The organism is Leptolyngbya boryana PCC 6306 (assembly GCF_000353285.1).
Classification (GTDB): domain Bacteria; phylum Cyanobacteriota; class Cyanobacteriia; order Leptolyngbyales; family Leptolyngbyaceae; genus Leptolyngbya; species Leptolyngbya boryana.
On sequence record NZ_KB731324.1, the window covers coordinates 931,608 to 953,621 of the forward strand.

Here is a 22,014-nt window from a genome sequence, read left to right on the forward strand (position 1 = left end):
TAAAAGGCGGATTTTTAGGAGACAAGTATGGAGCGCGATTTTCGGCAACTAGCAGACCTGTACAAAACTGCGCTCCTCGATAACGTGCTGCCATTTTGGGAACAGTACTCGATCGATACTGAATGCGGTGGCTACTTTACTTGTCTCGATCGCACTGGCAAGGTGTATGACACCGATAAATTTATCTGGCTGCAAAATCGCCAAGTGTGGACATTCTCCATGCTCTGTAATCGTCTAGAAAAGCGCTCCAGTTGGCTCGACATTGCAGAACATGGAGCAAAATTTTTAGCCAATCACGGGCGAGATCCGGAGGGAAATTGGTATTTCTCATTGAATCGATCGGGTCAACCTCTGATTCAGCCCTACAACATTTTTTCAGATTGCTTTGCGGCAATGGCGTTTAGTCAGTTCGCACTCGCATCGGGTCAAGATTGGGCGCGCGAGGTGGCACTTCAGGCGTATCAAAATGTGTTGCGCCGTCAAACCAATCCAAAAGGAAGTTACAACAAAGCTTATCCAGGAACGCGATCGCTCAAAGGCTTATCTGTTCCGATGATTCTCGCGAATCTCACTTTGGAAATGGAGTGGCTCCTTCCAAAAACAACGCTCGATCAAGTCCTCGAAGCAACAGTTCAAGAGGTCATGACCGACTTTCTAGACGAGAATCTCCTCTATGAAAACGTTGCGCCAGATGGTTCCCATATCGATTGCTTTGAAGGTCGCGTGATTAATCCCGGTCATGGGATTGAAGCGATGTGGTTCATGATGGATATTGCCCATCGCAGCAATAATCTCAACTTGATCAATCAATGCATTGATGTGGTCATCCGTACTCTCAATTTTGCCTGGGATCAAAAGTACGGCGGAATCTACTACTTTCTGGATGTAAAAGGTCATCCACCGCAGCAACTAGAGTGGGATCAGAAACTTTGGTGGGTTCATGTTGAGACACTCGTTGCGTTAGTCATGGGATACCGCTTGACTGGGCGTTCTGACTGTTGGAAGTGGTATCAGAAAGTCCATGACTATAGTTGGTCACATTTTGCCGATGCAGAGTATGGAGAATGGTTTGGCTATCTCGATCGACGAGGTGAAGTCTTACTCAATCTCAAAGGTGGCAAGTGGAAAGGATGTTTTCATATTCCACGATCGATGTATCTCTGCTGGCAAGAATTTGAAGCGTTGGATCAAGCTGAAAAATTCTCCTGAATTCGAGGATACTCAACCATGAGCTTGGTTACTAAATATGCAAATCAGTCAATCTTGATGCAACGGAATCACGTTAACTATGGGCTGCTCAGGGGCACACTCTAAGTATTCTTAGATGCCCGCTAAGCCCCAGGGGCGTAGATAACGAAATCATGAGCTTGTTCAATAGATTTTTCGTTGCCTCTTGTAGTACAGGGTCCTGCTTGGCGACCAGAAGACCCTACCCACAAGAGAGTTATGCAACAGAGTGTTCCACGAAGAAAGTTTCTACCTGTTTTGAACTGGACTGTTTTTCTTGTAGCCCTGGCTCTCGGCCCAATTCACTACGGTCTGGTTAAATTGGGTGGAGCGTTGTCCTACCAAGGGGCATACACAGCACTCTGGCCGTCTTCTGGTGTTTTTCTGATTGCAGTTTTACTGCTAGGTTATCGAATTTGGCCTGCTTTGTTACTGATAGACTGGCTTTGCAATTGTTTACTTTTCTATCCTGATAATCCGCTGCTGAGTGCGATCACTGCCACAGGCGACCTCTCTGATGCCTTGGTGACGGCATTTTTGATTCGCAAGTTTATCAGACGCGAAAATCCTCTGGAGCGATCGCACGACATTTTCCGATTTGTGTTGCTGTTAATGGTGAACCCAGTCCTAAGTTCCACCATTGCTACGGGAGCATTATGTTTTTACGGAATCACACCGTGGACAGATTTTCTGTTTACTTGGCGAACCTGGTACATGGCTGTATTCGCTGGGATGTTGATTATTGCTCCAGTTGGCTTGTCCTGGTTCTATTCTTTCAAATCGTGGGGAAGTTTTAAGGGAGCTTATGCCGCAACAGTAACTAGAGTCACTCGCAGCCAAAAACAAAAGCTGATTGAATTTACCTTCCTGTTACTTCTATCCGTTGCCGTGAGTCGAGTTGCTTTTTGGGGAGGCTATCCAATCGAATATATGATGATTCCCCTTCTAATTTGGGCAGCCTTTCGGTTTGAACCACGGGAAGCAACTCTTTTAGTACTCGTCGTTTCTGTTATTTCAACGTTTGGAACTGCTCGTGGATTTGGCTCTTTTGCTAGAGAATCTGTTACACAATCCCTGAGTCTTCTACAATCTTTTATCTGTGTTCTTTCCGTCACAACCTTGGTTTTGTGTGCTGTACTCGCAGAAAACCGCAGAGCTAATATTCAATTACAGCAAGCCAACGATGACCTAGAACTTCGAGTCGAAGAAAGAACGATGGAGTTAAAGGAGGCCAAACTCCTTGCCGATCGCGCGAATCAGGCTAAGAGCGAGTTTTTGGCCAATATGAGCCATGAGCTGCGTACCCCGCTCAACGGTATTCTGGGCTATGCTCAAATTCTCCGGGCTAAACACTCAAATCATACGGATCATAAAGCGATCGAAACCATTTACCAGTGTGGTTCCTATTTATTGGTGTTAATCAACGATATTCTTGATCTCTCCAAAATCGAAGCCAGAAAAATGGAGCTTTTCCCAAAAGATTTGCATTTTCCATCTTTTTTGGAAGGGGTGATTGAGATTTGTCGGATCAAGGCAGAGCAAAAAGGGATTACGTTTTCCTATCAACCTGACATTCATCTCCCTAATGGAATTCATGCGGATGAGAAACGGTTGCGTCAGGTTTTGATTAATTTGTTGAGCAACGCAATTAAATTCACAGACCAAGGGGAGGTTAGCTTTACCGTCCAAGTTGAGCATGGGATCAATTCAGCGATTTGGCAGGAAGCTGAAGATCACCCTCGCAAACGACTCAAAATTCGCTTCCAGGTCAAAGATACCGGGGTAGGAATGTCTCCTGAGCAGTTAGAAAAGATCTTTTTGCCGTTTGAGCAGGTTGGCAGTTCTGCGAAGCAAAGTGAAGGAACAGGGCTGGGATTAGCGATTAGCAAAAAAATTGTAAACCTGATGGAAAGCACGATCGAAGTGCAGAGCGAGCCTGGAAAAGGCAGCACTTTCTGGTTCGAGGTCGTGTTACCCGAAGCGCTGGAATGGAGAAATACGTCTAGAACAACACAGTTTGGAGAGATTAAGGGATTTGAAGGAAAGACACAGAAGATATTAGTCGTAGATGATCGCTGGGAGAATCGCTCAGTCATCCGACATTTGTTGGAGCCAATTGGATTTGAAGTTTTTGAGGCAAATCATGGCGAGGAGGGTTTGGCGATCGCTACTCAAATTCACCCTGATTTAATCATTTCAGATTTAGCGATGCCCATTATGGACGGATGGACTATGGTGAAATGCCTCCGCCAGTCTGCTGAATTGCAAAATACCATCGTCATTGCATCATCTGCCAGTGTTTTTGATTTTGATCGTCAGGAAGCGATCGATGCAGGCTGTGATAATTTCCTACCCAAGCCTGTACAAGCTGATGAATTACTCAGGCAACTGCAACAACTGCTCCATCTGCAATGGATTTATCAACCCGCTGATCAAATTTCTGAGATAGCAGCTCAACCCGCTGAAACAGAACTGATCATTCCACCTGCTGCCGAACTCGAAGACCTTTATGAAGCTGTGAAACGATGTCGGGTCGTCACGATTCAAGCAGAGGCTCAACGATTGCAGCAAATAAATCCTCAATATAGTGCTTTTGCCAGTAAAGTTTTAGCCCTCGTAGATGAATTTGAGATTGATGCGATCGCTCAATTGATGCAGCCCACTCTGATCCATAACAGTTTAGAACCATGAATATGACAGCTTCAAATTCCATATTGATCGTCGATGATACTCCCAACAACATCAAAATCTTGCTGGATGTTCTCAATAATGTAGGGTACGAAGTTTCTGTAGCTAAAAGTGGTGAAATCGCCCTTGAGAAGCTACCTTTCATCCAGCCAGATTTGATTCTACTGGATGTGATGATGCCTGGAATTGATGGGTTTGAAACTTGCCGCTGCCTCAAAGCGGATGAGAACACCAAAAATATTCCTGTTATTTTTATGACAGCCCTTTCAGATTCTGTAAACAAACTTGCAGGATTACGGATGGGAGCAGTTGACTACATCACAAAACCAATAGAAATCGAAGAGGTTTTAGCCCGCATCAATATTCAATTGAAGCTTAAAAATACACAGCAAGCATTGATCAATGAGATTGAAGAACGACGGCAAACAGAGGCAAAATTAAAAGAAGCTTTACTCGATCTAAGACACACTCAAACGCAGCTAGTTCAAGCTGAAAAAATGTCGAGTTTGGGGCGACTTGTTGCTGGAATTGCCCATGAAATCAATAACCCAATTAGCTTCATTTACGGCAATCTCCGTCATACTCATCAGTATGCTCAAGAACTAATTGAACTCTTACAACTTTATCAACGAAAGTTTCCAACATCTGATAGCGAAATTCAAGCCAAAAGCGAAGAAGCCGATTTGGAATTCATGTTGAATGACTTTCCGAAGTTATTGGCTTCTATGAAAGTGGGAATAGAACGCATCCGAGAAATTGTTCTATCCTTGCGTGTTTTCTCGCGGTTAGATGAAGCAGGTTTGAAGGAAGTAGATATTCATCAAGGACTTGATAGTACGTTGACACTTTTGGAGCATCGGCTAAAAGCGAACTCACAAGCTTCTAATATTGAAGTGATTAAAGATTATGGAAACCTGCCCCTTGTGGAGTGCTATGCAGGTCAGCTTAACCAAGTATTTATGAATATTTTAAATAATGCGATTGATGCATTGTTGGAAGAACCTCAAAAACAGGCTATTCCAACCATTCGGATCTCTACACGTGTTACAGATGATCAACATATCAGTATTCGGATTAAGGATAATGGTGCAGGTATAACAGTAGACATAATACAACAAATCTTTGATCCGTTTTTCACGACGAAGCCTGTTGGTGTTGGCACTGGCATGGGGTTGGCTATCAGCTATCAAATCGTCGTTGAGCGGCATCAAGGGATTTTGGAGTGCCGATCTCGACCGGGAGAAGGTACGGAGTTTTTAATTCAAATCCCTCTAAATCAAAAACCGATTCAGTCGCTCACTCAATTAAATATAGAATCTCAAAAAGCGATGGGTGAACTTATCGTTTCAGAACCCGTATAATATCTTGCTTGTGGTAGCTCTAAGAGGGCGTTTTAAACATATAAAGTACCCTCTTAGGTGTTGATTTTCTAGATTTAGCGGCAAGCTAGCGGCTCAACTCGCAGAATATCAACTCTTAGCTTTCTTCACCCAAAGCGATCGCGGAAGCAAATTATGAATCGTTCTTGCACCCGGTTCAAGTCGTCCGATTCGCGTGTCCATTGCTAGGCTTGCCAAGGCATAGCTATCAATTAAAGACAGCTTTTTCAGCTCTGCGATCCGTTCAATCATTTGCATTGCTGAACTATTCATCGCCGCCATTGCATCCGCATTCGTCGCTGTCGTCACATAGCTATCGCGAGTATCTTTCACCGCAGCAGGCGCAACTTTCGGAGTGGGCTGCTTGGGCAACATACAGTAAGTTCCTTTCACCTGATTCACGACTTCAGCCACATGACACATGCCATAATCCTGCATGTACTGCCGGGCTTCCTTGCTGCTCAAGCGCTTCCACTCAGAGACAAATTTCACGGTCTCTTCTTCGAGTTTGTCGATCGCTTTGTTTAAATCGCGATCGTAGCCCATCGTGATCCAATGCGTCGGTGTCTCAATGCGAGGAAAACTCAACGGCATTTTTTTCATCACTTCAACCGTGATATTCAATTCACTAAAAGCCGTCTCGATCGCCGTTAAATTAATCTCTCCATTGCCTTGCGCTGCGTGAGAATCGCCCGACCATAACAATGCGCCATCGACAAATACAGGCAGATAAATCGTCGTGCCTTGCACAAGCTCTCGACAGTCCAAATTTCCTCCATAAGCACCTGGTGGAACCGTACTATATTGACCACTCTCAGCCCGTGCCACGCCAATAATTCCAGGAAATGGGCGGACTGGAAGTTCAATACCTGGAAGGAATTCAGTCATTCCACGACCCAAATCGAGATAGAAATGTTTGACTTGAGCTTGAGTAAACTTATCTGGAAATTGACCGAGTTTTAAATTGCCCGGTAAGTTCCAATTTGCCCCGTAGCTGCGAGGAACAATGCGGTTGATTTTAATCTTCAAAACATCGCCCGGCATTGCACCTTCAACGAAAATCGGCCCCGTAACCGAGTGAGGGCCTCGACCCGGAAAATCGACCCGAAGTTTGGTAATCGCTTCGATCGAGCTTCCTGGCAAAATCTGATTCAACGATGCCATCATCGTCTCCATCACCACCGTATCCCCGGATTTGATGCGGGCACGAGGCGGTTCTGCATTGTTAAACCAACCCCATTGCACCGTTTCAGAATTTGCTGGAAGCAGATAAACACCGCCTTGATACTGACCCACATAGCCCTGTTGTAGAGCGTTGATTTCAGGGCGTTTAGAAGATTGAGCATTCACGTGAGGAAACATCGATACAGCAGTTGCAGTTGCAGCACTACCTAACAAAAAATCGCGACGCTTTGGCATATCCAGCAATAAATCGTAGAGAAATCCGCCTTACATTATTTCCAGGATTAAGACAGAAAAAATGTATTAATAATTACTGCAACCGAGGACACAATTTCATCTTACAGACAGGCGAGCCTTTTCCAGTTCCTCCAACAGCTTGGCTCGACGTTTCTCGCTGATAGGGCGGGCATCCGTCCTGTCCAGGTTTCATGCAGAGGAACCAGATTTGCTAGACTTACAGAAGAAAAGACACGTGAATTGAGACAGCATTGTGAACACTCAAAACAACTCATTTGAGATCAACAAAACGGAAGAAGAATGGAAAGCTTCTCTGACTCCAGAGCAGTTTCGGGTGTTGAGAAAGCATGGCACAGAACGAGCAGGAACCAGTCCTTTAGATAAGGAATACGGCAAAGGAACTTTTAAGTGCGCGGGCTGTGGAACGCCGCTATTTTCGTCTGAAACTAAGTTTAATAGTGGAACGGGCTGGCCTAGCTTTTATGCGCCGCTCGAAAACGCGATCGAGGTGAGTATTGATCGATCGCTATTTATGACCCGTGTTGAGGTACATTGTGCAAAATGTGGCGGACATTTAGGACATGTATTTGAAGATGGGCCGCGCCCGACTGGACAGCGCTACTGCATGAACGGTGTCGCGTTAGAATTTGTGCCAGAAGGCGAATCTTAATGTGAGAAGTTGGAGTTTTCCAACCTCCAATTTCGGTTGGGTGGCTTATTCCTTAGTGCGATCGCAACTTCGAGATCGCACTCACACTTAATATTTCTGGGGAGTCGCAGCACAGGTAGCACTTGAAAAAGTCTTTGCAGGTTGGGTTGCGACTATTTCGACCTTTCCAGTTTTGAGATTGCGATACCAAGTTGTGGCTTCCATCAATGCGATTGGTTGAAGCATTGCCTCAGCGTTGTGCTTCGCGTTGATTGCCAGTCTTGGAAAATGAGACAAATCGCGGACATCATTCCAAGTGCGATCGTGCCTTGTATCTTGCATCGGATTGATTGGAACTCCACCCCGTCCGGTGACGACGAAGCTGCTGCCTTGATTAGCAGCACAGGTTGCTGTGATTTGCTGAGTTGGATCGAGGATATCCGTAGACAGTTGAATCAGCCCAGAATTCGGATCAACCCCCGCATTGTTGACTTGAACCGTGCCATTGATGCCAAATTTCGAGCTTGCAGTAATGTCGTTCTCCGGCGTTAAGCGATCGCGATATTGCAGTCCAAGAATGTTCTGAGTTGTGATTTGAATATTTCCGCCACGTCCTTGCTCAGCGTTTGCCACGATGTCACTATTGCCCAGACCCAAAATATTTGGGGCATTGATGGCAATATTGCCGCCTGTAGAAAGCCCTGTCGCACTCGTAATGATCTTACTATTCTGTCTGAGCAAGAGTAATTCTCTTGCCTGAAGTTGAATATTCCCTTGATTTCCCCCGTTCACTTCTGCCTGAAGATTTGCCCCATTTTTGAGCAGAATACTACCTGCACTGAGATTCAGGTTACCTGCATCTCCTGTGCCGCGATTGCTGACCGATAGTTCTGCACCGTCTACTCGGATTATGTCTGCTTGGAGATTGACTGAACCAGCAGCAGAGGAACCAGCCGCTGCAGAAGAAATTGTACTCAGTAAGATACGCCCATCAGATAAAGGTTGAGAGACCCCTTGAACATCAATGTTTTTCGCTTGGAGGATAATGCTGCCCGCAGCTCCTTGCCCTTCTGCTGCACTAGTGATTTGTCCGCCATTGAGGACTCGCAAGTTGTCTGCAGTGAGGTTGATAGTTCCACCTGATCCCACCGCACCATTGCCTAGCGACGCTGTAATACCAGTCAAACTTCTACTAAAGCCATCAATCTTGACATCGCTAACCTGCACATCCTTGGCTCGAATCGTAATACTGCCTGCTGTGCCTTGTGCCCCCGGTCTTGGTCCAAAGAATGTGTTACTCGCTCCTGCCAATTCACTAGTAATCGATCCACCATTGGCTAGGATCAAACTTCCTGTCTCGATCGTAATCTGCCCACTTTGTCCTCTTGCTCCTGCTTCGATCGAAGCGAGTACAGCACTAGTAATTCCGCCATTCGGGTTTATCCCTCGAATTTCAAGGCTCTCCGCAGCCCGAATTGAGACTTCTCCTGCAGTGCCATTCCCGCCCAACAAACTGCTACTGATGCGACTCCCATCAAGCACGCGAACTCGTTGGGCATCCACTGAAACTCGTCCACTCTGATTATTGTTTCTAGCCGTAATCAATGTGCCAATTGAATTAACGATACTTAACGAAAAAGCTGTTTCATATCCCACTAAATCGACATCAGTAGCATGAATTGAAATATCTCCCGTTCTAGAGTTATTACCAGAAGTCGAGGACTGAAGCCAAGCACCATTGGCTAAGCGTAAGCGTAGGGTGTCGATCTTGATATCGCCTGCTCGACCAGTCATGGGTGGTCCTGGTGGTGCCAAAAAGCTAAATTGATTGCCCACCGAGGTGTTGATGCCTGATAAAAGAAGTTGTCCAGGAGAAGACATCCCTAGAAGGTCAACAAATTCTGTCGTCTGAATCGTGATGCCCTTACCTTGTCCAGCCGAGGTTGTGGAACTCATATTCGACCCATCCTGTAAGGTCAATCCCCGACCTCGAACATGGATTGCTCCACCATTTACTCCTCCTGCATCAATGCGTGAACTTTGCCGCAACGAAATATTGCCCCAGTTCGCCTCTGCTGTAGAACTGTTCAGTTGCCAGGGTTGCTTGTTCATAGCAATTTGAGCATTTTGTGCTGCCCACAGTTCAACTTGTCCATCTGGAGCTTTTAATGTCGCACCCGTCAGGTCGATTTGACTCCCTGCTAGGGCAAGAGTTCGTCCAGTCTGAACCTGTAAGCCTGACGCTGGATTCTGAGGTTGTCCTTGCACTTGAATCAATCCGGCATTAGCTCCTAATTGCAATCCAACTGGCACGCTGATCGTAAGTAAAGGCGGCTCTGTTGGATTAGTCACGTGGAACTTCATCCCATCTGCAAAGAAGATGCTATCCGCTGTCGTCGCAGTAAAAGAGCCACTGATATTCAGGGAAGCGTTAGAACCAAAGAGAATTCCGGCAGGATTAATCAGAAATAAATTCACAGCATTGCTGTTGTTGATGGTGCGAATCACGCCATCAATATTTGAGACACTTCCCCCGGTCACGCGACTGAAGATGGTAGAAATGTTAGGCGTATTCATTAGGTCGAAAGGTGCAGAGCCACCTGTGGGAATTGAAAACTCGCGGAAGCTGTGGAAGAGATTGCTGCCTGCTGCGCTGCCGTTGGTTATGGTAAAAGCGTTGCCTGATCGATCCACCTTGCTACTCAGTGTGTTATCCGGTATAATTTGCTGGGCTTCGGCCTGATTTACGAACGTTAACCAACTGCCGAAGAGTCCAAGGAAAATCAGCAATCTCAGCATGTTTTTTCTCTCGTATGGGGATTAAGCTCAATATGCCCCCATTGAAGCTAAAATTTCTATGATTGAATTCAAAGCACGAGTGATAGTTGTACCGATTTTTTAGTGAAAACTACCATTTTTGCGACACAATCCCAACTTTTGAAATTTCTCTATCCCAGGCTAGATGCATCAACTTGAGTCATACTTGACAATTAACCAGCTTGCTCGGAAACAATTGCAATGTTGAACCGTTTGAGAATTGGGACAAAGATCGGCGCGACATTTGGGATTGGGCTAGCAATTTTTGCAGCGATCGGAGTTGTCTCATATAGTGGAACCCGACAACTGATTGACACTTCAGAATCAGTGACGAAGACCTACCGAGTTTTGACCGCCTTAGATGAAGTTTTTTCCTTGGTCAAAGATGCAGAAAGCGCAGTCCGAGGATATTTGCTCAGACCTGAACAGGAATCCCTAGAACCCTACAATCTGGCTCGTTCAACGATCGAGAATCGCATCGAATCGCTTCGCCAACTGTCCTCAGATAATCCCGCTCATCAGCAGAGCCTCGATCGATTGGAGCCGCTGATTGAGCGTCGCTTAGCGATCATGGAAAAGCGAATTGAAATCCGAAGAAGCCAAGGGCTGGAGACAGCCTTACGACCTGACGTAGTTCCAAGTGCGATTCCTGTAATGCAACAGATTCAGACTGTGATTACAGACATGAAAAAGCGGGAGCAAGTTTTGCTCGATCGCCGATCGACAGCCGCAAATCTTGCTGGACAAAATACATTGAATAGCATTGCATATGGAATTCCGCTTGGATTTGCACTGCTAGGTGTTCTGGGCTTTTTACTCAACCGGAATATCTCCAAACCGCTGACGCACGTTTCCCGCACAGCAGAGAAAATTGCAGATGGAGATTTATCGATTCAATTGCACCCATTACCGCGAGCGGATGAAGTTGGGGTTTTGATCCGCACGTTTAATCAGATGGTAGAAAATCTGAAAGCGAGCTTGGAAAAGAGCGATCGCCAAACCTGGCTACAGTCGAACCTGGCAGAATTTGGGCATTTGATTCAAGGCGAGCGAGACTTAGAAACCGTTTCGCGAATGATGCTCTCTTACATTGCTCCCTTAGTTGAGGCTCAGCAGGGCGCATTTTATGTCATGGATTCAGAACACCATGTTCTGAGATTGCTCAGTAGCTATGCTTATCACGACCGCAAGCATCTTTCTAATCAGTTTCATTTGGGAGAAGGGCTAGTTGGGCAATGTGCGCTAGAAAAACAGCGAATCTTACTCACTCAAGTGCCGAGCGATTATATTCAGATTCGGTCGGGATTAGGAGAAAGCACTCCAACGAATCTGATTGTCTTGCCTATCTTATTTGAGCAGCAGGTCGTATCCGTGCTTGAACTTGCTTCCATTCACGAATTTAGTGAGCTACATCTCACCTTACTCGATCGATTGACCCAGACAATTGGTGTCGTGTTGAGAGCGATCGAAGCAGATGCACAAACGCAGCGCTTGCTGATTGAGTCGCAAGCATTAGCCGAAGAACTCAGAGTTCGACAGCAAGAGCTTCAACATAGTAATGAAATTCTGCAAGAGCAAGCAACGGCTTTAGAAGAGTCAGAACTGAAACTGCAAGAGCAACGAGAGGAACTCAAAGTCTCGAATGAAGAATTACAGCAGCTCAATGAAGAACTAGAAGAAAAAGCAGAATTACTGGCAGTCCAAAAGCGTCAAGTCGAGCAGAAAAACGGCGAAATCGATCAAGCCCTACTAGCACTGCAAGAAAAAGCAGAGCAGTTAGAAATTTCCTCGAAATACAAGTCTGAGTTTCTTGCCAATATGTCGCATGAGTTGAGAACTCCGCTCAATAGTTTGCTGATTTTGGCAAAGATTTTGAGTGACAATGCAGAACAGAATTTAACCGATCGACAAGTTGAATATAGCCGTACCATCTATGCTGCGGGGAATGACTTACTCACACTGATTAATGATATTTTGGATCTTGCTAAGATCGAATCGGGTACCGTTGCGCTCGAAGTTGAACCTGTAAACTTAGCTGAGATTCAGGCAACGCTCGATCGCTCATTTCGGCAAATTGCGACCAGTAAAGGCTTAGATTTTGCGATCGAGCTACAAAATCCAGAAGTGATCCACACCGATAGTAAACGCCTTCAGCAAATTCTCAAAAATCTGCTCGCAAATGCCTTTAAATTCACTGAACAAGGCAGCGTGAAAGTTCAAATCGGACTCACGCCAAATTCTCAGGTCTTCTTTGCGGTCAGGGATACCGGGATTGGAATTCCCCCTGAGAAGCAACAGCTTATTTTTGAAGCCTTTCAGCAAGTTGATGGCACAACTAGCCGAAAATATGGCGGGACAGGTTTAGGGCTTTCCATCAGTCGGGAATTAGCGCATCGCTTAGGCGGCTCGATTCAACTCACCAGCCAATTGGGTCAGGGCAGTACTTTTACCTTGACTCTGCCTTGCTCGTTCAATCAAGATCCTCAGCCAATTCCAGCACCGACTCCCAAGCCTGTCCCCCTTACTACACCCGTTCCGTATGCTGAAATAGAAGACGATCGTGCGGTCATTCATCCCAACGATCGCATTCTCTTAATCATCGAAGACGATGCAAACTTTGCCAAAATTCTAATTGACATGGCTAGGCAGCAGGGTTTCAAAGTGCTGTGTGCTTTGAGAAGTCAGCCAGGACTTGTACTCGCACAGCAATTCAAACCTCATGCCATTCTGCTCGATTTACATCTCCCTGATTTAGATGGCTGGACAGTCCTCGATCGCTTAAAACATGAGCCAGAACTACGCCATATTCCGGTTCACATTTTATCGAGTGATGATCAGCGACAGCGAGGCTTACAACTCGGCGCGATCGCTTACTTACAAAAGCCTGTGTCCTCTGAAGAGTTAGACACCCTGTTTAACGAGATTCAAGTGTTTATTGAGCGGCGCGTCAAGAATTTGCTCGTGATTGAAGATGATCAAGTTCAAGCTCAAAGCATCATGGATCTGATCGGGAATGGAGATGTCAAAAGTATTGCTGCATCTACTGCTCAGGAAGCTCTCGCCACATTACAGGCGCAGCAAATTGACTGTATTGTGATGGATTTAGGCTTACCGGATATGAGCGGGTTTGATTTGATCGAGCAGATCAAGCACGACGAAGCTTTGTCTAAAATTCCCATCATCATCTATACCGGAAAAGAACTGTCTCGCCAGCAAGAAACGCAACTCAAACGCCTAGCTGAGACGATTATTATCAAAGATGTGCGATCGCCAGAACGGCTATTGGATGAGACCGCATTGTTCTTACACCGAGTTCAAGCGAACTTACCTAAGCCGAAGCGTCAGATCCTCGAAGAGCTATATCAAGCCGATCCCGTCTTAGGGGGTAAGAAAATTTTGATTGTCGATGACGATGTGCGTAATATTTTCGCGCTCACCAGTCTGCTCGAACAGCATCAGATGGAAGTTCTGTATGCTGAAAACGGACGCGAAGGTGTTGAGACTCTGCAAGCGAATCCAGAAATTGATATTGTGCTCATGGACATCATGATGCCAGAAATGGACGGATACGAGACGACTCGCGTGATTCGAGAGCAATCAGAGTTTCGATCGCTGCCAATTATTGCGTTAACCGCAAAAGCAATGCAGGGCGATCGAGAAAAATGCATCGAAGCAGGAGCATCAGACTATATTACTAAGCCTGTTGATACTGAACAGTTGCTTTCTTTGTTGCGGGTTTGGTTGTATCGGTAGTTGTTCATTTTGGGAAATGGGGAATCGTCCTATTGATACCCCGCTGCCTGAATTGCAAACAGATGGGCATATCGTCCGCCTAATTCAATCAACTGTTCATGGCTTCCTTGTTCCAGCACTGTTCCAGCAGACATGACGAGAATTCGATCCGCCATGCGAACCGTTGAAAATCGGTGCGAGATCAAGATTGCCATTTGATCGGGAGTCATTTCTCGAAAGCGATCGAAGATTTGCACCTCTGATTCGGCATCCATTGCGGAAGTTGGCTCATCGAGAACGAGCAAATCAGCACTCGATCGCATAAATGCCCGTGACAATGCAATCCGCTGCCATTGTCCACCCGATAGCTCTCGTCCTGTTTTAAACCATCGACCCAATCGAGTATCAAAGGATTCGGGCAGATCTTTAATAAATGAAATCGCATTGCCTTTATCAGAAGCGACTTGCCAGCGATCGCGATCGTCTAAATTCAGCACATCGCCCACGCCAATATTTTCGCCAACGCTGAATTGATATTTCATGAAATTCTGGAAGATCACCCCAATTCGACGTTGCAGGGCTTCGAGATCCCAGGCTTGTAAATCTAACCCATCAAGTAAAATCCGACCTTCAGTTGGCGTATACAATCGCGTCAGTAATTTGATCAGCGTGGTTTTTCCAGAGCCATTTTCACCGACAATTGCTAACTTTTCTCCGGGCTGTAAATGGAATGAAACGTCTTTTAGTGCAGGCTTATCAGCTTCGGGATAGTAGAACGTCACATGCTCAAATCGTAAGCCATCACCCGGCAAACTTCCGCGAGTGGCACTGCCGAGCGATCGCGGAATTTCCTGACCGAGAAACTCATACAGATTCGACAAATACAGCGAATCCTCATACATTCCACCAATTGAACTGAGAATCGAAGCAAACGCACTCTGTCCTTGTCGGAAGACCACGAGATACATGGTTAGCTCACCCAACGAGATCTGACCTGCGATCGTTTCCCAAACAATCCAGACATACGCCCCATAAAATGCAGCCGAACTGACTAAACCCAGTCCATAGCTCCAAAGTCCGCGCCGAATCGTTAAATCGCGATCCTCAGCATACAGCCGATGAAAGATCGCCCGATAGCGATCGAGCAACATGCCTCCTAACTGATACAGCCGAATCTCCATTGCCGGGGACTCATTGCCGATCAACCATTCTAGATAGTTCTGTTCTCGCGTCTCCGGGGTTCTCCAGCGGAACAATCGGAATGCTTCTCCGGCAAAGCGGGTTTCTGCCACAAAAGCTGGAACAGCTGCAATCATCAACATCACAACTGCCCAAGCCGAGAATTGAATCAACAGCCCGCCATAGGTAATCAAGGTCAGCGAATCCTGGACTAATCCAAATGTTCGACCGACTAAGCTCAAGGGGCGAGTCGAAGCTTCCCGCCGAGCGCGCGTCATCTTGTCATAAAATTCAGAATCTTCAAAATGTGCCAGATTCAGTGTGAGTGCCTTGCCGAGAATTAGTTCATTGACTTTCTGCCCAAGTAAGACTCTGAGCAACGACTGAGAAAGCACTAAGCCTTGTTTACTACCCGATTGAATCGCGACCATGACGGCTTCAAATCCGAGATAGCCGATCGCAGCCATACGATCGCTTTCCAGTCTAGTCTGAGAGGCTAAAACAACGGCATCAACAATCAATTTGCCTACATATGCCACCACCGCAGGCACAAGCCCACCGACTAGAGTAAACAAGGCGAGTCCGATCGTTAAACGGCGATTCGTTGTCCAAACGAGTGCGATCGCTCGCCCACAATAGCGGAAAATAGATAAAAATTGGGAGATGCTTCCAATGAAGCGTTGAAATCGTCGAGTTTGCATTCTTCTACAATAGCGTTTGATGAAAAAATCGAGACTGGTCATTGAAGCAGGGCAAACTGAAAAGCAATATTGGCGGGACTTGTGGCAGTATCGTGAACTGTTCTATTTCTTATCCTGGCGAGATATCCTAGTTCGTTATAAGCAAACTGCGATCGGGATTGCTTGGGCACTGATTCGCCCGTTTCTGACGATGATTGTGTTCACGGTTCTGTTTAGCAATCTGGCGAACTTGCCGACACAAGAAGATACGCCTTATCCGATTTTGGTTTTAGCTGCCTTACTGCCTTGGCAATTTTTTGCAGCGTCCTTGGGACAGACGAGCCAGAGTTTGGTCAGTAATGCGAATTTGATCTCGAAGATTTACTTTCCGCGATTGCTGGTTCCAGCGAGTGCGATCGCAGTGAATTTCGTTGATCTCTTAGTGTCTGGAATGTTGCTATTGGGAGTGATGATTTGGTATCAATACATTCCAACTTGGCGAATTTTAACCCTGCCATTTTTTGTCTCGATCGCAGCATTGGCGGCGTTTGGAGTTGGCTTGTGGTTTGCTGCAATTTATGTCCGGTTTCGCGATGTGGCGCAGGTAATTCCGTTTCTGATTCAGCTTGGGCAGTATGTTTCTCCGGTTGGTTATAGTGTTGAAATTATTCCGGCACAATGGCGATTGTTGTATTCACTCAATCCGATGGTTGGTGTGATTGATGGCTTTCGCTGGGCAATTCTTAAGGGTGAACCGTCGTTTTATCTGCCGGGGTTTGTTTTAGCCTTGGGGGTAGTGGTACTGTTGGTGTGGACGGGAATTCGCTATTTCCGAAGTGTTGAGCGAACCTTTGCGGACATTATCTAGGAGTGTGATGTGTCAAATTTAGTACTTCAGGTTGAGAATCTGAGTAAGTGCTATCAGATTGCACATCAGTCGAATGCGCCTAATTTTTTGCTCAGAGATGTGATTGCAAGTTCCGTCAAATCGTTGTTCAATCGGAACGCTCAGAAGCGATCGACCGAAGATTTTTTGGCATTAGATAACGTTTCGTTTTCGCTGCAAGCAGGCGATCGCTTAGGAGTCATTGGGCGAAATGGAGCAGGAAAATCGACGCTCTTGAAGCTGCTGAGTCGAATCACCGAGCCGACTCAAGGCAGAATTGAGATGATAGGCAGAGTTACAAGTTTACTAGAAGTTGGAACTGGCTTTCATCCTGAGCTAACCGGACGGGAGAATGTGTATCTCAATGGCGCGATTTTGGGAATGAGTCGATCGGAGATTGCGCGCAAGTTTGATCAGATTGTTGATTTTGCTGAGGTTGAGCGGTTTTTAGATACACCTGTCAAACGGTATTCTTCGGGGATGTATGTGCGCTTAGCATTTGCAGTAGCAGCACATCTAGAGCCAGAAATTTTGATTGTGGATGAGGTTTTAGCCGTCGGAGATACCCAATTTCAGCAGAAGTGTCTGAATAAGATGGAAGAGGTGGGAAAAGAGGGACGAACTGTTTTGTTTGTCAGCCACAATATGCAGACGATTAGCGCTTTATGCAATCAGGCGATCGTGCTGGAGGCAGGACAGGTTGCGTTTCATGGAGAAGTACAAGCCGCGATCGACGTTTATTTAGAAAACTCTTATCAGTTGATGAGCCGGATTCCTTTGCTGGAAAGACGCGATCGTACGGGTTCAGGAAGAGTGAAAGTCTCTAGCTTTCGCGTCTTAGATGCACAAGGACAAGCTGTTGAAATTCTTCAATCTGGCTTAGATTATGAGTTTGAGTTTGGCTATGTCAACTACTCAGGTCAAGCTTTAGAGAGTGTGATTGTTAGCTTTGCCGTTTCAGACGATAAAGGACAAACTATCCTATTGCTCAGAACGAGTTTTACAGATAGTAACGTTGTTTTGAATGCGAATTCAGGCGTTGTGAGATGTCGATTAAATCAGCTACCGTTAGCAAACAGCACGTATCGCTTACCTATCTTCTTCTCTTATCGCGAATCTGAAGTACTGGATTATCTACAAGATGCAGTTTCGATTGTGGTAGAAGGCGGGGATTTCTTTGGGACTGGAAGTGCAGGATTGCCTCAGAAGTGTAAGATTTTGACAAAAGCAGAATGGCGGAGTTTTTAACCTATGGGAATTCGGTCAAAAATTCGGCAATTTCTGAAAAAAAGATGTCCCTGGAAATTTGTGCGATCGCCTTTTTTGAGGTATTTTGCATTCCAAGATCCAATTGATTGCATTTTCTATGCTCTCTCGCTAACTCAGCAGCCATTTTTTATTCAAGTTGGAGCCAATGATGGAATTAATGGCGATCCAATTTATCCGTTTATTTTGAAGTGGAATTGGTCGGGAGTTAAAGTTGAGCCTGTTCGTTATATTTTTCAGGAGTTAGAGAAGAACTTTAAAGATTTCTCCAATATTATTTTGGAAAATAGCGCGATCGCTCATACAAATAACTCCCAAAAATTCTACTATTTAAAGCAAGACAGTGCTGCACCTGAATGGTATAGCCAGCTTGGTTCATTCTCGCTCCCAACGATTCTAAAACATGCTCAATGGATTCCAGATTTAGAAGAGCGACTAATGACAAGCGATGTCCCTTGTTTGACCTTTGAAGAACTTTGTGATAAACATCATATCCATCATATTGATGTTATCCATATTGATACAGAAGGATATGATTTTGAAATTATTAAACTCATTGACTTTGAAAAATTTAGACCTGCGATCGTGCTTTATGAACATAAGCATCTAAACGTATCAGATCAGCACTTATGCCGTCAGCATCTTGAAAGTTTCGGTTATCAGTTTATTTCAACTTCAAGAGATACGTTAGCCGTTTTAGAATCGCCTCAACTTCACAAAGCTTGGAATATCGTAATAGGTACAAGATGAGTATTCGAGTTTTTATTGGTTCTGGAGAAGCCAGTTTAGTCGAGCGCAAGGTTTTAATCTATTCCTTACGGAAACACGCGCAGCAAGATTTAGATATTTACGTTTTGAACGGGACTCATAATGCGATCGAGCGAAATGATCAAGAACCGGTTCCTGCGCCGATGTCGCTCAAAATTAAATATCAAAACGTCACTGAATTTAGTTTGTATCGCTACCTTATCCCAAAAATTTGTAATTATCAGGGCAAGGCAATTTATCTCGACTCAGATACAGTTTGCCTCACCGATATTTCAGAGTTATATGAGATCGATTTAGGCATTCACCACTTTCTTGCTAAACAAGAATATGGTGGAAATTGGGGATTAAGCGTAATGCTGATGGATTGTGAAAAGTGCTATTTTGATCTCGATAGGTATTTTCTTGATATCGAAAAGCAGCGCTATACTTACACAGATTTTAATCGAATGAGTTCAGCCTTTCTGAAGCATCATCCTTTCGCGATCGCTGAACTTGACCCCAACTGGAACGTATTCGATTTTCACAATTCGGAAACGAAATTGATTCACTATACCAATCTATTTACTCAACCTTGGAAAGCTTACAATCACCCCTACGGCGAATTGTGGTTTCAATACTTTCATGAAGCGATAGATGCAGGGATTTTGACAGAACGGGATATTGAGTTAAGCGTTTTACGATCGTATATTCGCCCCGATATTCGAGAAGGAAACTTTTCTAGAAAATCTTTACTGAGCCGAATACTGCGATGAAAACTTCTGTTTTAATCAATAACTATAATTATCAGACCTATGTGATTGATGCGATCGAGAGCGTTCTCAATCAATCAGCCCAAGCCGATGAAATCATTATTGTAGATGATTGCTCAACCGATCAATCTGCCCAAGTCTTACAAGATTTTCTAAATTCAAAGTCCCCCATTCTGGGAGATTTAGGGGGCACGATTCCCTCTAATCGAAGCCCAAATATCAATCTCATCTTAAAAAAGAAAAACGAAGGACAACTTGCAGCATTTCAAGACGGATTCAACGCTGCCACAGGTGAGCTTATTTTCTTCTTAGACGCAGACGACGTATACCAAGAAACCTATATCGAAACCGTTCTAAACTTTTACCAAAATCATCCAGCTTGTGACTTTCTATTTACCAGTTCAGAACTTTTTGGTAACGAAGAAAGAATTGCAACTTGTTACACCCACACTCGTGATCTTGGCTATTCAAAAATCAGCACCCTATATCGAAGAACTTGGATTGGACATCGCACTTCCACCCTTTCGATGAAGCGGCATGTTCTCGAAGCAATCTTTCCCATTCCTTACTTAGAAGATTGGCGAATTCGAGCCGATGACTGTGTAACTTATGGAACATCGATCGCGAATGCCCACAAATTTTACCTCAATCAACCCCTCGTAAAATATCGAGTTCATGGCAATAATGGGTACTACGGACGCTTAAAAACACGATCGCCCGAATATTTTCAACAGTATGAACAAGCGATCGAGCGTTTGTTCAAATTCTGGATTAAAAAATTCAATTACTCCGAAGACATTGATCAATTTGCAGGTGAGGAGTTCCGTTCAATTCCTCACCCAACTCAACAGGAATTTGATACGTTTCAATCCATCATTCGGTGTACAAACCTGCCTAAAATTCGCAAGGGATTCATGTTAGTGTTGGCGTATCTCTATTTCCTTCGTCACCGCAATCCTTCCGAATGTTCACCCCAAAGGAACTGATACTGCGCCCGAAACCCGCTTCACTCTCAGATTTCGACCTTACTCAGCCCTCAACTCGCATCATCGCCTGTCCTGATCCTCCCATCGAAGCTGTTCGAGCAGGTCACGCGATCGCAATTCCTGACAACACTTTCAACATTCGTCCCCTCCTCAAACAGCTTCCATTCCAGCCCGATCTCGTCAGTCTGTCTGCCCGTGTCATGACCTTTCTGCCGCGCGGACTCCACACGTTGAACTGTCCAACTGTAATGAAATTGGGAGACACTTTTCACTTAGGCGATGGTGGGTTGAGTCGAATGGTGAGCTATTGCAAGCATCTCAATTGTGATTACCACTGGACATATCAAAGCCCTCAGCATCTTCACTTCTTTACTGAGGCAGGACTAAGAAATGTATTTTGGTTGCCTGGGTCGATCGTCATTGATCCATATATTCCTCAACTCTCAGAGAAGCAGTACGCCGTTATTTTTCGCGGTTCTGAATCAGAATTACACCAGTATCGAACCCATATTTTGAATGTAGTCCGAACATCTGGAATTGACATAGATGTATGCCAAAAAGACTACACTAGCTCTCTAGAAGACTATGCAAAAGCACGGATTGTTATCAATAGTAGTTTGAATGGAGATCTGAATCGGCGTGTGTTTGAAGTGCTGATGGCAGGAGGTTTTTTACTCACCGATCGCATTCGTCCGCAGTCTGGACTCTTTGAACTCTTTGAAGAAGGCAAGCATTTTGAATGCTACGGCAATGAGACAGAACTCATCGAGAAAATTCAGTTCTACCTTGCTCGTCCTCAAAAAGCGAACCAAATTGCCCAAGCTGGACATGAGCATTTTCTCACTCATTACTCTCAACCAACAGTCCAGCAACAACTATATCGATCGATTTTCAACAAGCTCGAATTTCCCAAACACGATCGACGATTGCACACCTCAACCCGGCTTCAAACTCGTCTCAAACTCTACGAACTCATTCAAGAACTTCATCGCATCTATCCTAAACTCAAGATTCTGTGTTGGCGAACTTGCTCAACGATCGTCGCAGACCTTGCAGACTTACCTCGTGCTGAACTGACTCACGTTGTTGACTCTGAGCAACTCGTACAGACCCAAACAGACTATCTACAGGCAGGGCTGCAAGTCAATGTACAAGATCTGCAGCCTGATCCAGGTGGAGAATTTCAAATTGTAGTCATGAGTGGAGTGGATCGTGCCTTAGAGCAGCAGATTCAACAGAGTACAAATCTACTTTGCGATCGCGGTTTTTTCATCATTGTTCAGCCCTTTAACTTCTTTGCAATCCCACAATTGAATCAATGGATGAGAAATCAGAACTGTATTCCAATTCAGTTATCCATTCGCTTGTTCAATCAGAACTATGATCTAGCACTTGAACAGCATGGACTACTTTATCAAAAACTTTCTGCTCAAGCTGATTCAGCAAGGTTGCAGGACAAAGCAGACTTAGTAATAACTGAGATTCGAGCCAGTAGAATAATAAAAACTCAGATCAAAACGGCTCCAATCATTCGTTGCATTCTATCTCTAATTCGGAAGCTGCGATCGCGCTTTCGCTAGTTCTGAAGT

General features: G+C 45.0%; 14 protein-coding genes. 11 read left to right on the plus strand and 3 right to left on the minus strand.

The genetic code is table 11. The features are described from left to right. Positions 1-27: 27 nt before the first annotated feature. The 3 genes from LEPBO_RS0104355 (at position 28) to LEPBO_RS36130 (ending at position 5,276) form a co-directional block, all read left to right on the plus strand. Positions 28-1,209 (plus strand): n-acyl-d-glucosamine 2-epimerase, encoded by a 1,182-nt coding sequence (locus LEPBO_RS0104355; protein ID WP_017286313.1) that lies wholly within the window; start codon positions 28-30, stop codon positions 1,207-1,209. Between the two features lie 237 nt (positions 1,210-1,446). Then, on the plus strand, positions 1,447-3,918 hold the full coding sequence (locus LEPBO_RS0104360; RefSeq protein WP_017286314.1) for an MASE1 domain-containing protein: 2,472 nt from the start codon (positions 1,447-1,449) through the stop codon (positions 3,916-3,918). Further along, the gene (locus tag LEPBO_RS36130) at positions 3,915-5,276 is read left to right on the plus strand and encodes a sensor histidine kinase (protein ID WP_017286315.1); all 1,362 of its coding nucleotides are present in this window, start codon (positions 3,915-3,917) and stop codon (positions 5,274-5,276) included. Before LEPBO_RS0104360 ends, LEPBO_RS36130 begins: the two co-directional genes overlap by 4 nt. Positions 5,277-5,384: 108 nt before the next feature. On the opposite strand, the gene LEPBO_RS0104370 is transcribed toward LEPBO_RS36130, so the two are convergent. Next, a complete protein-coding gene (locus LEPBO_RS0104370) occupies positions 5,385-6,713 on the minus strand; it encodes an acetamidase/formamidase family protein (RefSeq protein ID WP_017286316.1) in 1,329 nt (442 codons plus the stop codon). Between the two features lie 253 nt (positions 6,714-6,966). On the opposite strand from LEPBO_RS0104370, the gene msrB reads away from it, so the two are divergent. Beyond that, positions 6,967-7,383 carry a peptide-methionine (R)-S-oxide reductase MsrB gene (gene msrB, locus LEPBO_RS0104375; RefSeq protein ID WP_017286317.1) on the plus strand — a complete coding sequence of 139 codons (417 nt, stop codon included), beginning with the start codon at positions 6,967-6,969 and terminating at the stop codon, positions 7,381-7,383. 87 nt (positions 7,384-7,470) lie between these two features. On the opposite strand, the gene LEPBO_RS0104380 is transcribed toward msrB, so the two are convergent. Then, positions 7,471-10,161 (minus strand): beta strand repeat-containing protein, encoded by a 2,691-nt coding sequence (locus LEPBO_RS0104380; protein ID WP_017286318.1) that lies wholly within the window; start codon positions 10,159-10,161, stop codon positions 7,471-7,473. A gap of 219 nt (positions 10,162-10,380) precedes the next feature. On the opposite strand from LEPBO_RS0104380, the gene LEPBO_RS36135 reads away from it, so the two are divergent. Then, the gene (locus LEPBO_RS36135; protein ID WP_017286319.1) at positions 10,381-13,932 is read left to right on the plus strand and encodes a response regulator; all 3,552 of its coding nucleotides are present in this window, start codon (positions 10,381-10,383) and stop codon (positions 13,930-13,932) included. A gap of 29 nt (positions 13,933-13,961) precedes the next feature. Here the strand turns inward: LEPBO_RS36135 and LEPBO_RS0104390 are convergent, their stop codons facing one another. Continuing rightward, the gene (locus LEPBO_RS0104390) at positions 13,962-15,791 is read right to left on the minus strand and encodes an ABC transporter ATP-binding protein (RefSeq protein ID WP_017286320.1); all 1,830 of its coding nucleotides are present in this window, start codon (positions 15,789-15,791) and stop codon (positions 13,962-13,964) included. A gap of 19 nt (positions 15,792-15,810) precedes the next feature. Between LEPBO_RS0104390 and LEPBO_RS0104395 the strand changes: the two genes are divergently transcribed. The 6 genes from LEPBO_RS0104395 to LEPBO_RS36140 are packed head-to-tail and all read left to right on the plus strand — an operon-like array spanning position 15,811 to position 22,005. Continuing rightward, positions 15,811-16,638 carry an ABC transporter permease gene (locus LEPBO_RS0104395; protein WP_017286321.1) on the plus strand — a complete coding sequence of 276 codons (828 nt, stop codon included), beginning with the start codon at positions 15,811-15,813 and terminating at the stop codon, positions 16,636-16,638. A 9-nt stretch (positions 16,639-16,647) separates the two neighbouring features. After that, on the plus strand, positions 16,648-17,904 hold the full coding sequence (locus tag LEPBO_RS0104400; protein ID WP_017286322.1) for an ABC transporter ATP-binding protein: 1,257 nt from the start codon (positions 16,648-16,650) through the stop codon (positions 17,902-17,904). 60 nt (positions 17,905-17,964) lie between these two features. Continuing rightward, entirely contained in the window at positions 17,965-18,672 is a 708-nt protein-coding gene (locus LEPBO_RS0104405) for an FkbM family methyltransferase (RefSeq protein ID WP_172410474.1), read from the plus strand. After that, positions 18,669-19,442 carry a glycosyltransferase gene (locus LEPBO_RS0104410; protein WP_017286324.1) on the plus strand — a complete coding sequence of 258 codons (774 nt, stop codon included), beginning with the start codon at positions 18,669-18,671 and terminating at the stop codon, positions 19,440-19,442. Before LEPBO_RS0104405 ends, LEPBO_RS0104410 begins: the two co-directional genes overlap by 4 nt. Continuing rightward, positions 19,439-20,425 carry a glycosyltransferase family 2 protein gene (locus tag LEPBO_RS0104415; protein WP_017286325.1) on the plus strand — a complete coding sequence of 329 codons (987 nt, stop codon included), beginning with the start codon at positions 19,439-19,441 and terminating at the stop codon, positions 20,423-20,425. Before LEPBO_RS0104410 ends, LEPBO_RS0104415 begins: the two co-directional genes overlap by 4 nt. Then, positions 20,404-22,005 carry a glycosyltransferase gene (locus LEPBO_RS36140; protein WP_017286326.1) on the plus strand — a complete coding sequence of 534 codons (1,602 nt, stop codon included), beginning with the start codon at positions 20,404-20,406 and terminating at the stop codon, positions 22,003-22,005. Before LEPBO_RS0104415 ends, LEPBO_RS36140 begins: the two co-directional genes overlap by 22 nt. Positions 22,006-22,014: the final 9 nt, after the last annotated feature.